Origin of the sequence: Rhodanobacter sp. Root561 (assembly GCF_001427365.1) — a bacterium.
In the GTDB taxonomy this organism is placed as follows: domain Bacteria; phylum Pseudomonadota; class Gammaproteobacteria; order Xanthomonadales; family Rhodanobacteraceae; genus Rhodanobacter.
Genome location: NZ_LMGH01000001.1, coordinates 901,592 through 915,555, shown reverse-complemented (window position 1 = coordinate 915,555; position 13,964 = coordinate 901,592). Strand labels below are relative to the sequence as shown.

12 protein-coding genes are annotated in these 13,964 nt (G+C 58.1%); 3 read left to right on the top strand and 9 right to left on the bottom strand.

The window, feature by feature from the left end:
- Nucleotides 1–280 precede the first annotated feature (280 nt).
- From ASD55_RS03930 to ASD55_RS03920, 3 genes are all read left to right on the top strand, one after another.
- On the top strand, nucleotides 281–1,636 hold the full coding sequence (locus ASD55_RS03930) for a phosphomannomutase/phosphoglucomutase (RefSeq protein WP_056763866.1): 1,356 nt from the start codon (nucleotides 281–283) through the stop codon (nucleotides 1,634–1,636).
- Between the two features lie 696 nt (nucleotides 1,637–2,332).
- Nucleotides 2,333–3,439: a UDP-phosphate N-acetylglucosaminyl-1-phosphate transferase gene (locus tag ASD55_RS03925; RefSeq protein WP_056763864.1), complete on the top strand. Its 1,107-nt coding sequence runs from the start codon at nucleotides 2,333–2,335 to the stop codon at nucleotides 3,437–3,439.
- A gap of 11 nt (nucleotides 3,440–3,450) precedes the next feature.
- Nucleotides 3,451–4,188: a YdcF family protein gene (locus ASD55_RS03920; protein WP_157598783.1), complete on the top strand. Its 738-nt coding sequence runs from the start codon at nucleotides 3,451–3,453 to the stop codon at nucleotides 4,186–4,188.
- Here ASD55_RS03920 and ASD55_RS03915 read toward each other — a convergent pair.
- Genes ASD55_RS03915 through wecB form a run of 9 tightly spaced genes read right to left on the bottom strand, consistent with a single transcriptional unit; the run spans nucleotide 4,164 to nucleotide 13,947 of the window.
- The gene (locus ASD55_RS03915) at nucleotides 4,164–4,766 is read right to left on the bottom strand and encodes a GNAT family N-acetyltransferase (RefSeq protein ID WP_082542636.1); all 603 of its coding nucleotides are present in this window, start codon (nucleotides 4,764–4,766) and stop codon (nucleotides 4,164–4,166) included. The genes ASD55_RS03920 and ASD55_RS03915 overlap by 25 nt on opposite strands.
- A gap of 5 nt (nucleotides 4,767–4,771) precedes the next feature.
- Nucleotides 4,772–5,437, bottom strand: a complete 666-nt coding sequence (locus ASD55_RS03910; protein ID WP_056763859.1) for a sugar transferase — start codon at nucleotides 5,435–5,437, stop codon at nucleotides 4,772–4,774.
- 3 nt (nucleotides 5,438–5,440) lie between these two features.
- Complete coding sequence (locus ASD55_RS03905; RefSeq protein WP_056763857.1) at nucleotides 5,441–6,628, bottom strand: UDP-N-acetylglucosamine 4,6-dehydratase; 1,188 nt, start codon at nucleotides 6,626–6,628, stop codon at nucleotides 5,441–5,443.
- A gap of 21 nt (nucleotides 6,629–6,649) precedes the next feature.
- Nucleotides 6,650–7,822 carry a LegC family aminotransferase gene (locus tag ASD55_RS03900; protein WP_056763855.1) on the bottom strand — a complete coding sequence of 391 codons (1,173 nt, stop codon included), beginning with the start codon at nucleotides 7,820–7,822 and terminating at the stop codon, nucleotides 6,650–6,652.
- Entirely contained in the window at nucleotides 7,815–8,960 is a 1,146-nt protein-coding gene (locus ASD55_RS03895; protein WP_056763854.1) for a glycosyltransferase family 4 protein, read from the bottom strand. Before ASD55_RS03895 ends, ASD55_RS03900 begins: the two co-directional genes overlap by 8 nt.
- Nucleotides 8,957–10,336, bottom strand: a complete 1,380-nt coding sequence (locus ASD55_RS03890) for a phenylacetate--CoA ligase family protein (protein ID WP_157598781.1) — start codon at nucleotides 10,334–10,336, stop codon at nucleotides 8,957–8,959. Before ASD55_RS03890 ends, ASD55_RS03895 begins: the two co-directional genes overlap by 4 nt.
- A gap of 57 nt (nucleotides 10,337–10,393) precedes the next feature.
- Entirely contained in the window at nucleotides 10,394–11,599 is a 1,206-nt protein-coding gene (locus tag ASD55_RS18300; protein WP_157598778.1) for a hypothetical protein, read from the bottom strand.
- Entirely contained in the window at nucleotides 11,592–12,890 is a 1,299-nt protein-coding gene (locus ASD55_RS03880; protein WP_157598775.1) for a hypothetical protein, read from the bottom strand. The genes ASD55_RS18300 and ASD55_RS03880 overlap by 8 nt, the downstream gene beginning before the upstream one ends.
- Nucleotides 12,871–13,947, bottom strand: a complete 1,077-nt coding sequence (gene wecB / locus ASD55_RS03875) for a UDP-N-acetylglucosamine 2-epimerase (non-hydrolyzing) (RefSeq protein ID WP_056763848.1) — start codon at nucleotides 13,945–13,947, stop codon at nucleotides 12,871–12,873. Before wecB ends, ASD55_RS03880 begins: the two co-directional genes overlap by 20 nt.
- Nucleotides 13,948–13,964 lie beyond the last annotated feature (17 nt).

Genomic DNA, 13,964 nt, shown 5'->3' with positions numbered 1-13,964 from the left:
TCCCTGCGGTCGCCCAACCTTCCCCTGCGAGCAGGGGAGGGAGCAAGGCGCGCGGCCCCGGTTCGATTCCTCCCCCTGCTTGCAGGGGGAGGTCAGGAGGGGGTGCGCTTTTGATCTTGCTCCCCACCCAAGAGCAACCCCTCGGCTAAAGCACTCCCCTACGGTCGCCCAACTCTTTCTGCGACCGAAGGAAGTCCCCTTGCGGGACTTGCAGGGGAGGGAGCAAAACGGCCGCGGCAACTACAATGCCGGGCTACCAACCACTTCGTGGAACGACTGCATGCCCCCACTCCCCTGCTTCAAGGCCTACGACATCCGCGGCCGCGTGCCTGACGAGCTGGACGAAGAGCTGGCACGCCGCATCGGCCTGGCCATGGCCGCACAGCTGGGACCGGGCCCGGTAGTGCTGGGGCGCGACGTGCGCCTGAGCAGCCCGGCGTTGCAGGCGGCGCTGGCCGACGGTTTCCACGCGGCCGGGCGCGAGGTGCTCGACATCGGCATGGGCGGCACCGAAGAGGTCTACTTCCAGACCATGCACCTGGGCGCCGCCGGCGGCGTGATGGTCACCGCCAGCCACAACCCGATGGACTACAACGGCATGAAGCTCGTGCGCGAAGGCTCGCGGCCGATCAGCGGCGACAGCGGCCTGTTCGCGATCCGCGACTTCGCCGCCAGCCATCGTGAAGTCATTCCCGCCGGTGCCGCCGCGCCGCGGGCGATGACCGACAAATCCGCCTATATCCAGCACCTGCTCGGCTACAACATCCAGCGCGACCGGCTGAAGCCGCTGAAGATCGTGGTCAACGCCGGCAACGGCGGCGCCGGCCTGATCGTGGACCAGCTCGCGCCGCATCTGCCGTTCGAGTTCATCCGCATCCAGCACGAGGCGGACGGCCATTTCCCCAACGGCATCCCCAACCCGCTGCTGCCCGAATGCCGCGCCGCCACCGCCGACGCGGTGCGCGCCCATGGCGCCGACTTCGGCGTGGCCTGGGATGGCGACTTCGACCGCTGCTTCTTCTTCGACGCCGACGGCCGCTTCATCGAGGGTTACTACCTGGTCGGCCTGCTGGCCACCGCCCTGCTGGCGCGCCACCCCGGCGGCAAGATCATCCACGACCCGCGACTCACCTGGAACACCATCGAGATGGTGCAGCAGGCCGGCGGCGTCCCCGTGCTCAGCAAGACCGGCCACGCCTTCATCAAGGAGCGCATGCGCGCCGAGAACGCCATCTACGGCGGCGAGATGAGCGCCCACCACTACTTCCGCGACTTCGCCTACTGCGACTCCGGCATGATCCCCTGGCTACTGATCGCCGAACTGGTCAGCACCCGCGGCCTGTCACTGGCCGAGCTGGTGGAAGACCGCATGCGCACCTTCCCCTGCAGCGGCGAAATCAACTTCAAGGTCGCCGACGCGCGCGCCGCCACCGAACGGGTGATGGGCCACTACGCCAGCCAGTCGCCCGCCCTCGACCACACCGATGGCATCAGCGCCGACTTCGGCCCGTGGCGCTTCAACCTGCGCAGCTCCAACACCGAACCGCTGCTGCGACTCAACGTGGAGTCGCGTGGCGACGTGGCGTTGATGCAGGAACGCACGGCGGAGATTTCGGCGTTGATTGCGGGGGTTTAGAGCCGGGGCGAAGAGCGACCCCACCCCAGCCCTCCCCTACTACGCAGGGGAGGGAGCAAGGCACGGAGCTTCGGGCTCGTCCCTCCCTTGCGCAGCAGCCTCGGGCTCGATCTCTCCCCCTGCGCAGCAGGGGGAGGTTAGGAGGGGGTGCGCTCTTGACGTTGCACTTCAGTGAAGACCCGCCCTCCCTGCGACCCGACGAAGCCCGCCCCTCAACAAGCAACACCGCGAAAAACACGCCCACTCCCGCAAAACTTGCAACGAAACGACGCACGCCCCTCCCATCCATCGATCCAGAATCCTCACCCACACCTCGTTCACCTACACCACCCAAGCCTGAACGCCCTCGCCAGTCTCCCCGATTCAGCCGTCCATACCTGATAAGATTGGAAACCCTTGATGCCCATCACGGATCAAGGCGGCTCTTTCTGACACCAGGGGGCCGGGTTGCTGTAGAGCCTGAATACGGTTGGTGGAACGGCGGCGCCGTTCCGGACAGCCGGGTCCAGGCCTCGATGTTGCCCGGTTGGTGCCCGCAAAGAACTGGCCTTAACCAAAATGTCCACTGCCGGCAAGGTAGAGGACTCATAAAAAGGCGACACTCTCCGTCTACCCGGATCGTGCTGTTTTGAAATAGTCCACAGGGATACTGGAGACTCATAACTCATGCAGGACACACGGATGATTCTTGCTTGCGTGGCAACGGCCATCACCTCGCTCGTCGCGGTCATCGTGCTGCGCCGCTTCGCGGGCACGCTGGGACTGGTGGACCTTCCCAACGAACGCAAGCATCACGTCGGCAGCGTGCCGCTGGTCGGTGGCCTGGCCATCTTCCTCGGCGTGCTGGTGGGCGCCTGCATCTGGGGCCGGTTCCAGCTGTTCGGCCAGGTGCTGCTGGGTACGTCATGCGTGCTGGTCCTGCTGGGCGCACTGGACGACCGGTCCGACCTCAGCGTCCGCACCCGCCTGCTGGTGCAGACCATCCTGATCCTGACGGTCATCGCCAGCACCGGGGTCTACATCCATTCCCTGGGACACATCTTCGGTTACGAACTCACGCTGGGCTGGGTCGGCGTTCCGCTCACCGTGGTGGCCGTGATCGGCCTGCTCAACGCATTCAACATGATGGACGGCATCGATGGCCTGGCCGGCAGCCTGGCCCTGGTCAGCATTGCCGCGATCGTGCTGTTCGCCGGCCCCAACGCGCTGCGCGGATCGCTGGCCCTGATCACCCTGCTCGCCATCGCCGCCATCCCGTACCTCTTCGCCAACCTCGGCCTGATGGGTCGCAAGATCTTCATGGGTGACGCCGGCAGCATGGTGCTTGGCTACCTGCTGGCCTGGACCCTGATCCGCCTCAGCCAGGAACCGGGCAGCCAGCTGTCACCCGTCGACGTGCTGTGGTGCGTGGCCCTGCCCGTGCTCGATACCCTGGCCGTGATGTATCGCCGCCTGCGCCAGGGCAAGTCACCGTTCAAGCCTGATCGGGGCCACATTCATCACATCCTGATGGGCATGGGCCTCGGTCCGCGCGCCAGCCTGGTGGCGCTCGTCGCATTGGCGGCCTCGATGGCCTTCCTGGGCAGTGTCACCAGTTCGCTGGGCTTGGGTTCGGGCACCAACCTCGCCGCGTTCTGCATTTTCGCCATGGTCTACACCGTGACGGTCACACGGCTATGGGTGCGCCAGCAAACCCGCAAAGGCATGCACGTGGCCAAGCCGATCGCCGCCAATGACGATCACGTCATCCGGCCGACCGCACGCCAGCGCGTCCGCGGGGATTCCGTCGCCGAGGCGGATTGACCCTTCGTATCGTGGATCACTTGCTGGACCGATTGAACTCGCCGATCTGGCAGTCGTGTCTTGTCGCAGGGATCGGATTCACTTTGCTGCTATTGCGACGTTACCGAACCGGCGGTCTGCTGGTCCTGGTTGCCGCAACCTGGCTTTATCTCTGCGCCACTCCGGCCTTCGTCGGCCTGATGCGCCAGAACCTTGAGTCGCAATATCCGTACTCGCCGGCCACCACCTATCCCGTCACCGACGCCATCGTGGTCTTCGGCGGCGATGGCATACCGGATCCGAAAAGCGACTGGCAGGCAGACCCCGACAAGATCAGCCGGAATCGACTGGGTTTTGCCTATCAGCTCTATCAAGCGGGCCGGGCGCCAATCATCGTCCTGTCGGCCAACAAGGGCGGTGCAATCAAAATGGCCCGGATACTCGAAATCAGAGGTATTGCAGCTACATCATTGAGGATCGAAAGCCAGGCCGACACCACTTACGAGAATGCGCTTTACTCGGCACGCATTCTCAAACAGGAAAAGCTGGATCATGTGTTGCTGGTGACTTCTCCTCACCACATGCCGCGCGCCTTGGCGGCTCTTCGCAAACAAGAGATCCATACCATTCCAGCGCCAACTATGAAGCCGGTTGAACACGCCATGGACAGCAGCTCCTGGTTCCCTCGACGCGCTGCTCTGCAACGCAGCGCTGTCTACCTCCACGAGTACCTAGGTCTGTTCGCTTACGTACTGGTTGGGCGAGCGTGAGTTAGTTCTTGTACGTAGACGACGGACAACTCTCCTTCGTGAACTTCCACCTTGTCCGTCGCCACTGCGCCCATCCGCAAGTAGAACCGGTGCGCGGGCGCCAGCACCTCGCCGACGATAATCCTGAAGGATGTCACCCCGACATTTCGAAAGTATTCTTCCAGGCGGCGATAGAGACGTTCTGCGATCTTCTGTCCACGACACGAAGCATCCACCGCGATGCTCAGCAATTCCGCTTCGGGCAGATGGGAAGGCAAACTATGGCCACGGCTGTAACGCAGGATTTCGAGTATCCGCAGCGCCCTTGCCGGGCGCATCAGGGAAGGCAGTAGCGCAAGGCCAAGACGAACCGGGGAGCGCAGCATGCGCTTGTAGATCGCGCCCATGCCGCAGCCGCCCGCGACAAAACCGATGATGCGGCCCTCCCGCTCCTCGACCAGCAACACGCTGGCCGGCGCCTCATCGATGGCCTGATACATCAATGAAACAAATCCGGTACCCAGCGTCGCCAGAAAACCCTGATTGATATTGTCCACGTGCAACCGGGCAACTTGCTGGTAAACGTCGCGGCGTTCCATGAAGCTCAGACCACGCCCGACAGGGCTGCCGGCTCTGCCGGCAAACCCGGGAAAACCTTCTTCACGATGGACGACTTCGGAAACAACACCACCCAGGCCGTGATCACGATGCACATCAGGTAGGTGCGCAGTCCCTGGTTCGCCACGTACCACTCTTCCAGTGCGCCCTTGTACGGCATGATCACGTTGTCGTAGAACTTCTCCGGCTCCACGCTGGCGTGCATCAACTCCTCTTCATCGCGAAACACGATCGAGCCGATGCCGGAAAGCCCCGGGCGCACCTTGACGATCTGGACTTGCGACGACGCGGGAAAAGCGTCGAAGCAACGCTGCGTCTGCGGTCGCGGTCCGACCAGGCTCATGTCGCCAAGCAGGATGTTGAGCAGCTGCGGCAGTTCGTTGATCTTGGTCTTGCGCAGAAAGCCACCCAGCGGCAACACCCGCGGATCGTTCTTCACCGTCACTGTGCCGGTGCCGAGGTTCGGACTGTTCTTCAGCATGGTGGCGAACTTGTACAGGCCGAACGCCTTGCCACCGCGGCCTATCCGCTGCTGTACGTAGAAGACCTCGCCCTCACCGCTGAAACGCAGCGCGATGGCGATCGGCACCAGCAGCGGTGACAGCACCAGCAGCGCCAGGCCGGACAATACGATATCGAACAAACGCTGCATGCCTTACATCCTGCCGTCGAGATACTTGCCGGTTTCCTTGTGGGCAAAGTCCGGAATCATGTGATTGAACAAGTCGACGATGGGCGCTTTCTCCCAGGTCGGCTGCTGACGGATCGCGCCCAGCGTGGCAAGGAAGTGATCGAGACGCGCCTGATCGTAGTCCGGCGCATTCTTGATCACACCCAGATTCTCGAAGCGCTGCATGTCGAGCACTTCGCGGTCGGTGAAGAATTCCTCGAAGTCCTTTTCGCCAGTGGTGTCGCTGGCAAAGAAATAGCACGGCCACTTCTTCTGCGCGATCAAGGCGGCTGCCTGATCGCGCGCCTCGTCTTCGCTGGCGCATTCGTGCGCCTCGAAACCCAGCGCCGCCAGGTAACGTACCGCGATATCGGAGAAGCGGGTGAGGTCCAGCGCCTCGCTCAATTTCGGAAAGAAGATGTCGCGATTGTCGCCCAGCAGGCAGGACATCAGGCACAACTCGCCGGACTCCTGCGGCGTAACGAAGTAACGGCGTACGTCGTTCGGCGCGGAGATCGGCTGGCGCTTGGCAAAACGCTGGTTGAAGCCATGCAACAACGAACCGTCGGAGAACGCCACGTTGGCGAAGCGCGCGGTGGAAATAGGCATCTCTTCGCTGGCTCGCATCAGGAACATTTCCATGATCCGTTTGCTGGCGCCCATCATGTTGACCGGATTGGCGGCCTTGTCGGTGGACACGCAGAAATACTTGCGAGCGCCTGCGGCCTTCGCCAGTTCGATCGTCTTGATGGTATTGAGCACGTTCACCTCGATCAACCGCATCAGGGTGAATGGATCCTTCTCGCTACGCACATGCTTCAGGGCCGACAGGTTCAGCACGTAATCGTAGCACTGGCCCGATTGCATCAACGCTTCGAACTCCCGGCTGCCGCAGTCGATCGCGAATGTGCGGAAGTCGCCGTCGATGTAGCCCAGCGTGCTGCGGATGTCGCGCACCAGCTCAACCATGTTGTTTTCGCTGATATCCACCACGTGCAGCACTTTCGGCTGCCGCTTGAAGATCTCGCGCGTGACCGCCTGGCCGATCGAGCCGGCACCGCCAATCACCAGGAAGCGACTGGCCGCCACTTTCGCGGAAAGTTCCGCTTCGTGCGCCTGCACATCGGTGTCAAACAACGGCCGTTTGCGGCCAACGAGTTCAAGAATATTCATGGCATCCAACTACAGTCAGGTTCAAGCCTTGCCCATCGCACCATCAGGCACGCTGGACGGGAGATTCACCACCCGATCCTCCAGCCAACGGGAGTTCTCCAGGCCGTCGTGCTCGCAGTCCTTGTACATGTCCAGCCGGGTCATCAGGCGCCAGATGGGACGAGTCATCACGCCGCGGCCATTGGTGTATTCGAGAAAGGCGTCGCGTTGTTTCAGCGAATCCAGCACGATCGCATTGAGCCAATAATTGGACACCGTGCCTGCGCGCGCCTGCGCCAGCGCAATCCCTTGCGCCTCGCAGAACTCCGCATAGCGCCTCGCGACCTCAGCCTTGATGGCGAGGAACTTCGGCAGCTCCTCCATCTGCGCGCAACCCAGCGCCGCGTTGAGGTTCGGCATCCGGTAGTTGTAACCGGTCATGTCGTGCACGAACTCGTAGGGATGCGGGATTTTGGCCGTGGTGGTGAGGTGCTTGGCCCTGATCGCCAGCTCCTCGTCGTCGGTGATGATCATGCCGCCACCACCCGTGGTGATCACCTTGTTGCCGTTGAAGCTCAAGGTGGCCAGCCTGCCGAAGGTGCCGGTATGCCGGCCGCCCACATAGCTGCCCAGCGACTCGGCCGCATCCTCGATCACCGGGATGCCGTAATCGTCGCACAGCGCCACGATTTCCTCGATACGGCACGGCAAGCCAAAAGTATGCATCGGCGCGCACGCGGCGATGCGCCGACCGGTGGCCTTGTTGAAAGCCTGGCCACCGCGACGTTCCACCTTGCTTTCGAGAAAGCGCCGCAAGGCGTCCGCACTCATGCCCAGGGTGTCGCGATCCACATCCACGAACACGGCATGTGCGCCGGTGTAACTGAGCGCATTGCAGGTAGCGATGAACGTGAGCGCCTGGGTGATCACCTCATCACCGCGCGACACGCCGGCGAGCTGCAATGCCGCATGCAGTGCCGCCGTGCCGTTGACGGTGGCAATGGCGTATTTCGCGCCGGTGAACGCAGCGATCTTCTGTTCGAACTCGGTGACGCGCGCGCCGACTGACGAAACGAAGTTGGAGTCGATGCAGTCGATCAGGTACTGCTTTTCGTTACCCTCAAATACGGGGCGATGCAGCGGAATGAAACCTTCGCCGAAAATCCCTCGTGCGAAGTCGACGGATGCCTGGAACGATGCTGAATTCTCAATCATGTTTCACCATGGCGCTTTCCCTGGAAGTGATACCCATCTCACGTAACATCACCTCGTTAACCTTGTGCACATCGTACTTTTCCTCGGCAATCTGCCTCGACCTCCCGCCCATGCGAATCAGCAAGGCCCTATCTTCAATAAGACGCAACATGGCGGTGACCAAGGCATCCACCGACCCTACGGGCACAAGAAATCCGTTTTCACCATTGGTCACGGTTTCGCGGCACCCCGGGGCATCCGTAGTGATGACCGGCCGGCCCATCGCCATTGCCTCCAGTACAGTCCGAGGCGTGCCTTCGCGATACGACGGGAGTACATACACGTTGCACCCAGCTATGGCAGACCGAACATCTTCAAGGCGTCCTAAAAATTCAATGACTCCTTCTGCCACCCACTCGTTCAACTCCGATTTCGATATCGCGTCCGGGTTCTCGTCAATCCAACCTACTAGCTGAAACCGAGCCACAGGGTGCAAGATCCGAATAAGTCGTGCAGCAGCGACAAACTCTCGCACGCCCTTGTCGCCCAACAGCCTGCCGATCATCAGAAAAACCGCCCCTTTTCCCGGCAGAGGCTCCAGATTAAAGGCCCTGATGTCGATTCCGGAGCCATTTACCACTACTGCTGGTATGGAAAGCGGAAGAATCCCCCGCTCCTGAAACAGTGCGCGATCATCGGGGTTTTGAAAAAAGACTTTTGTCGCCCTGCCAAGCGCCAAACCATAAATTCTTCGTATCAAAGAAATCAAGAAGCTATTGCGCGCACCTGTGAAGGCATAGCCCAACCCCGTAATAAGCGCAAATCGCTCGGGAACGCGGGCAATCCACGCAGCCAACGTGCCGTAAATCACCGGCTTGATGGTATAGCCCAAAATGGCATCTGGCCGAACTCGACGAAACAACCGGTATAAACGAAAAACCAGCAACAAGTCACCCAAAGCACTGGTGCCTGTACGATCCAAAGTCAGGTCATGAACCACAATGCCACCAGCTTCGAGGGTGCTTCTGACCGGTGAACCTGAGAGCATGCCGGGCGCAGCAACATGTACTTCCTCGCCGGCTTGCACCAGCCGCGAAATAAGTGCACCCCTGAAAGCAATGATTGAATCAGGAAAGCTTGCGAGCAGGAAAAACCTCATGAACCGCGCGCCAGCGTACTTTTTATCACGCGGAATTTACCGCTCCGCTCGCGCGGAATGGACGGTACACGCTGCAAGTTCACCGCCATCTCATGGCCGACTCGCTCCCGAATGTTCTGGACAAGAAATTCTTCCTGAGACGGGTCGAAAGTTGCGTCACAGACCACCAGCACTTCTATGGCGCTCAAATCACTCTGGTGCACCTGAAAGAGCTGCACGCCCTTGGCTTCCTTAACCGCATTGCTGAAGTTTACTGAGGATATTCTTGCGCCGCCTGGAGTAACGATAACGTCCGCCTTCCTTCCGTCGATGCTCAAAACGAGGGGGCCGCCGAATCCGCAACCACAAACCCTGCCAGAAGTATCCATAGTGACGGAATCACCAACCCTGTAACGAATCAATGGTGTGCCACGAGTCGAAAAAGCTGTGACAAGCAGCTCCCCGGAATCACAGGCTTCAAGATTCTCGTCAACAACTTCAAAAACGCCAGTATGGGGCTGAATATGATAGCTCCCTTCCGCGCATTGAACGATAAAAGGCGCGCCCTCACTCGACGCGTACTGATCGACTACTGCGCACCCGAATACATCACCAATAGCCTCTCGGTGCTGCGACGTCACCGTCTCCGCAGTCGGGAAGAAACACTTCACCCCCTCAAGCTTGAGACCGTTTGCCCGTGCGTAGAGGCTGAGATCATAATAAAAGGATGGGAATCCAAGAAGATACTCGGGACCAAAATCGCAAAGCGCTTTCCAGTATTTTGGAAACGTAAGTTCATTAAGATGAAAGGTTGAGAAAAATCGAATATTGTTGATGATATCGCTCTTGAAGAACCTACCCATCCGAAGATCCGCCTTGGATAGAATCTCCTTGCCAGTGCTCCAAGCTATTTTTCTGCCGAGATCGTACCCATGATAGCTGCGGAAAGCATCGACAAATGCAAAACGTTCCTGAACATCCTCGGGATCGTAGAGGACCTTCATTGAGTTTCCGGTCGTGCCTCCCGTCATGGAAACGATCCCGGAGGATTGCTCGATGGTTGCTATCTCGGATAATCCACTGAGGATTTCCGCTTTTTCGAGAAGTGGCAAACTGGATACATCTTCGACAGAAAAAGACGCGATATCAATGTTGTCCAGCACGGAGCGATAGTGAACTGATTTCCGAGCGTGATCCAGGAATAAGCGCAAACGGCGCAATTGTTCGGCTTGGAGAACAGCAAGCGACGAATGCGTGTGCGATTCAAAGTATTTGCGCCAGCGATCATACTCACCACCGTGACGGGTTCGGTAGAGGTTACGGTTGTAGAAGCTGAACAACAGGTCGCCAACCAAGCCAGGGCTCCAGTTGCGTACCATTTTTTTAAACCCGCGCATAGCCGTGTCCTTATCAGTAGGCCAAGAAAGAAACAGATCGCCTGCCAACTAAATCAGTCAATAACTTTCCATCCCAATCAGTTGCAGGATCTTTCTTACCTGAGAAGACGAACTAGGCTCACATTTCGCACTGGTCTCCTTGGAGGCCGCGTCACACAGCCACTCTGCAAGAGTTTCAATCGAGGCTGGATGATCCGCTTCGGTATCGATCATGAAAAAGTCGCCGGCTGCGAACTCCTCCAAAAAACGAACCGCATCAGAATCGGCGGGGCCTATGTATAAAATGGGCCTGCCGACACCGAGCAGATCATATATTTTCAAAGGTATGCCACAACGATGCTCTTCTGACTTCCCGACGAGCACAATATTTATATTGCTGTCGGCGGAGATATTCAGAGCCTCCTGCTTGCCAACCTCACCACCGGCATTGATCTGAAACGCGTCGCAAACATAGCGAAGCGGCAAATCGGAAACGTCCTCCCGCCCCACAAACGTCAGACTGAGGCCGGTCCACGGTTTGCTGAGCTCGCTCGCCGCCAGGGCAAGCCATTCCATTGCCTGAACATAAGGCCGATCCCCGCCGTAGACCGCGCCTACGTAGGCCAGCGTGATCCGGTGACGCTTGTCTAAAGCCAGCTTTTTCGCCGAGAGAAGCGCGTCGTCGGAGATACCGTTGTAGACGATCTGCGGATTGAGTTTCGGTGCGCGGCGGAGGATGAATTGCCGGAGCGACGGAGTGACAACAGTAGACGTCTTTGCGTAATTGACCGCCAACCGCGTAAAGAGAGGCATGCGACTGCCATTGATTCCACGTATCGCATCACGCAGATCCAAATGGACATCTGAAAAGCTGAAGATGCCTGCGAACGTAGCAAGGTATATATTTGTGACGAGCGGACTGGTAGTCCAAACCGTTGCTCGTCGGCCTGTGCGAAAGCGGAATCGGACCAAGTCCCACCATAGGCGAGGAAATGTCGTGATGCCCCACAACGTCGCCTTATCCACTTCAAGCAGGAGACCCAACTTTGCGGCGAGAGACATCAGTCGCCCTTTTGACGCATGCGAAACGCTCTTTTTGGCGCCGCCTGTTTGTGCCACCTTTGAGCCTTTTTTTCTACTGGAGTCGATTACCCCCTCCCTCGTGTAGGCGCGAAATGCAATGCCAGATCTTTTGAGATATCTGGTCATCTGATCCGGGCGATGGGCGGCCGGCACATTGGCGGGGGGATAGCTGTACGACACCACGTGAAGTACGTTATGCATCTGGATTTCCCGAATCGATGGCTCCCATCTTCAACTCCCTGCGTTCAGTAACGGAAAAGCTTCTCATTAATACAACAATAAAAAACATGATCCAGAACTCACGCTTTCTCAGATGGTAGGTGTAGCCCCAAGATATAGCCAGACCTACGAGCATGGGAAAGAAATATCTGAGATAGAGGCCATAAGGATTGCGATCCATACCGGAAATGATCCTCAATACAAATATAGCCATGAAGAACAGGTAACCAAGCACTCCTAGCAAGCCACTCACCCCAATTATGGCCAGATAAGTACTATGGATTTCGTACTTTGCCGTAACTACGCCAATTACGTTTGCCAACCCAACACCTATTAGCGGGTTCATCTCAAACGCCCTGGTCGCGGCCGATATATTGTCTTCAAGAAAGCCGCTTGAGAAATTCTCAACGGCTTCGTTATTGAATTTGTGATGGAACCAGTAGTCCATGCCATGAACGTTCGACAACGCCCACTGAAATAGCAGATAGCCTACCGGCGTTGCCAAAATGAAGAATGCAAGCACGCTTATACCGAAGCGCTTGTCTCTTTTACTCGACGACAGGCCCATACTGAGTGCCAGCAATAGGATGCCCACCAGTGCACCCGCGGATGCAGCTCTTTTGAAGGTAAAGAGAAGCGCAACGGCAATCAGAGTCAAGGCGCCAGCGTTGAGCAGGGATCTGCGGATCTGACCTGTGAAAAAGGCTGGCAACACGATTGCCAGATACATCCCGAAGAATGATCCTGCCTGTCCGGTATTTCTGAAAGTTCCACGCAGTCCGCCCAGCTCGCCCGGGATGAGGGAAGGCCACATGAGAAAATTGACCAAGCCTACAACGGCGAGAAGAGCACCAGTGTACAGAACCATTTTCAACAGGATTTTCGCAGCTTCCTCTCGGGGCATTTGGACGTACATGTTGTAGAGAGCAATTGCCACCAAGAAAATGAATACGTGGATAAGCAGCTCGAGTAATCCCCTCAGTGGATAAACGGCAAATGCAACGCCAAATCCAAACACCACAAGTAGAGGCAGGTAGCTGACGAATTCTTGCGGAAGACGCAACGGATTCTTGTTCCTGAATACCTTGCTGATGACAAAGATGCCGATGAGTGCGAGCGCGACGATGTCAGCCATGGTGACTCGCCCCTCGGCTCCGTCGCCCGCCTCCCCGGCCACCCAGGTGATGCCCGCCGTCAGGAAGTAGACGAAGGTCAGAAATATAAATGCGCGCTTAAAGAGCATTGGATATTCCTTAGGGATGCTTGAATCCATAGATGGAATCCAGGATTTTTTCACCGGAAGAACCACTGCCGTAGATCCCGCGGGCGGACTCCGGAACTGCCGCATCATCGAGGATCGCCTGAGCTATCTTCCCGGCGTTCGGGCCCGTCAGTTTGTTGCATCCGAGATCGACCAGCTCCACCCACTCCGTTTCCTCGCGCATCGTGACGCACGATTTTCCGTGAAAATAGGCCTCTTTTTGAACGCCTCCCGAATCGGTTGCGATCGAGCGACAATTCATTTCAAGCCAGATCATTTCCAGATAGCCGACGGGATCCGTCAAAAAGATGTTGCTGGCCGGATTGATTTCCATCGCTGCGATCCGGGAGCGCGTACGCGGATGCAATGGCAAGATCACCGGCAACCCGGATGCCGCCAGGCCTGAAAATATCGCCTGCATGTGCTGTTTGTTATCAGTATTTTCGGCGCGATGGATAGTACAAAGAACGTAATCACCGCGCGCGGTCGGCAAGTCCTTGAACCATCCTGGCTCCACGGCTCTGTCCTTGTAGAATATGGCGGCGTCATACATTACATCGCCGACGACTTCGATCTTGCTCTCGGAAATTCCTTCGGCGAGCAGGTTCGATCGAGAGATCTCTGTTGGCGCGAACAACAGCGTCGCAACGTGATCCGTAACTACCCGATTGATTTCTTCTGGCATCCTTCGATTGAAGGAACGTAGCCCGGCTTCGACATGTGCTACCGGTATATGAAGTTTCGCGGCGGCAAGCGCGCCAGCCAATGTTGAGTTCGTATCACCGTAGACCAGCACCCAGTCGGGCTTCTCGGCTATCAGCACCTCCTCGATTTTTTCGAGCTGACGGCCCGTCATGGCACCATGCGTTCCTCCCCCTACTCCCAAATGGTATGCGGGCTTGGAAATAGACATTTCTTCAAAAAAAATGTCCGACATGTTGACGTCATAGTGCTGACCCGTGTGCACCAAAGCCTCTTTAATGTCAGGATGTCCAGACATTGCGCGCGATACTACGGCCGCCTTGATAAATTGCGGCCTGGCACCGACGATGGTTACTAGCTTTGGCATATGGCTTGCTTCCCTAA

Excerpts from the sequence above, each read along its gene's own strand:
- ASD55_RS03880 (WP_157598775.1), bottom strand. The coding sequence starts at position 12,890 with ATGGATTCAAGCATCCCTAAGGAATATCCAATGCTCTTTAAGCGCGCA.
- ASD55_RS03930 (WP_056763866.1), top strand. The coding sequence starts at position 281 with ATGCCCCCACTCCCCTGCTTCAAGGCCTACGACATCCGCGGCCGCGTG.
- wecB (WP_056763848.1), bottom strand. The coding sequence starts at position 13,947 with ATGCCAAAGCTAGTAACCATCGTCGGTGCCAGGCCGCAATTTATCAAG.
- ASD55_RS18300 (WP_157598778.1), bottom strand. The coding sequence starts at position 11,599 with ATGCATAACGTACTTCACGTGGTGTCGTACAGCTATCCCCCCGCCAAT.
- ASD55_RS03915 (WP_082542636.1), bottom strand. The coding sequence starts at position 4,766 with ATGGAACGCCGCGACGTTTACCAGCAAGTTGCCCGGTTGCACGTGGAC.
- ASD55_RS03900 (WP_056763855.1), bottom strand. The coding sequence starts at position 7,822 with ATGATTGAGAATTCAGCATCGTTCCAGGCATCCGTCGACTTCGCACGA.
- ASD55_RS03890 (WP_157598781.1), bottom strand. The coding sequence starts at position 10,336 with ATGCGCGGGTTTAAAAAAATGGTACGCAACTGGAGCCCTGGCTTGGTT.
- ASD55_RS03895 (WP_056763854.1), bottom strand. The coding sequence starts at position 8,960 with ATGAGGTTTTTCCTGCTCGCAAGCTTTCCTGATTCAATCATTGCTTTC.
- ASD55_RS03910 (WP_056763859.1), bottom strand. The coding sequence starts at position 5,437 with ATGCAGCGTTTGTTCGATATCGTATTGTCCGGCCTGGCGCTGCTGGTG.
- ASD55_RS03905 (WP_056763857.1), bottom strand. The coding sequence starts at position 6,628 with ATGAATATTCTTGAACTCGTTGGCCGCAAACGGCCGTTGTTTGACACC.